This window comes from Vibrio sp. S457-15 (assembly GCF_000960545.1).
GTDB lineage: Bacteria > Pseudomonadota > Gammaproteobacteria > Enterobacterales > Vibrionaceae > Vibrio > Vibrio parahaemolyticus.
On record NZ_JYOQ01000001.1, the window covers coordinates 1 to 1,171 of the forward strand.

Annotated in this window: 1 protein-coding gene; it reads right to left on the reverse strand. The window is 36.7% G+C overall.

From position 1 onward, the window contains the following. Window positions 1–246: 246 nt before the first annotated feature. Window positions 247–1,017 (reverse strand): abortive infection system antitoxin AbiGi family protein, encoded by a 771-nt coding sequence (locus tag UF05_RS00005; RefSeq protein ID WP_045545902.1) that lies wholly within the window; start codon window positions 1,015–1,017, stop codon window positions 247–249. Window positions 1,018–1,171 lie beyond the last annotated feature (154 nt).

Sequence of the window (1,171 nt, forward strand, 5' to 3'; positions counted from 1 at the left end):
TACAATGCGAAATGAACATGTCAATCCAGCGCTTTTGATCTAAAAATATATCTTCGAATTGCGAATTTGTTATTGTCATAGAACCCTCAAAATTATTTACATATTGTTAATGATTGGTATAACGCCCTGTTAAGGGGTGAGCAACGCAATACCGATGCCGCAGCATACCACCTAAAACATTAAAACCAACGCATAGTGAAAATGCCACGCGTTGCGAATCCCTCTTAAACAGATTGTTATACGCGTCTACATATCACTGTATATTTGTTCTGCTGTTAGAATTCGACTCGATAACCTTTCAATAATTGGTTGCTCAAAATGTCTCTTAGCATGGCGCAAATGGTCTATTAACTCATTAATCTCTTCATCTGAATTAACAATTAGATATTTAATATCGTTAGGCTGAAAGTTTAGCGAACACTGGTGAGCTAACTCGTTATACTTTTGCTTTTTTGAAGTAGTATCTATCTTTGATTTTGCGACAAAAGGTGGAATACCTTGCTCAGTAATAGGAGGAACATATCGCCATTCTCGTTCATCAGCAAACCTAAAATTTTCTATGACGATATTTTCACGTTCTAACTTTCCTTCGTAATTTTTAATATAACGATACGCATCAAATATCTTCATATTTGATTGTGATACACCTTTAAAATGATCTTCATCTGTTAATCGGTTGAGTCTTTGATACACGCCCTGCAACGACTGATTGAAATTATCAGTAAAAGGGCAATGCTTATTTATGTACATTACGGGGTTCAACCCATTTCTATTTGCCCATTCTTTCGTCAGACCAATACCATACTTACCATATTTCCCCATATGGACTTTAAGCTCTGGTAGTTTTAGGTCACAAAATGAGACCATTGGCACAGCAAACTCTCTAACTGTATCGACGCCTTCTATTTTTTCTCTAGCATACGAGACTCTGAAAGTACTATTTAAAATATTAAAAAGTGATTCTTTCTCACGCGTAAAGTGAAAGAGAATATCTGGGTACAAGCTTGAATTATTCATTTTATTCCAAATTTTACTTCATAGCGTATAACGCCCTGCTAAGGGGTGAGCAACGCAATACCAAAGCCGCCGCATACCACCTTAATCACCAAATTGAACGCATAGTAAAAATGCCACGCGTTGCGAATCCCTCTTGAGCAGTTTGTTAGTTTGC

Coding starts and splice junctions, on each gene's coding strand:
- UF05_RS00005 (WP_045545902.1), bottom strand. CDS start 1,017: ATGAATAATTCAAGCTTGTACCCAGATATTCTCTTTCACTTTACGCGT.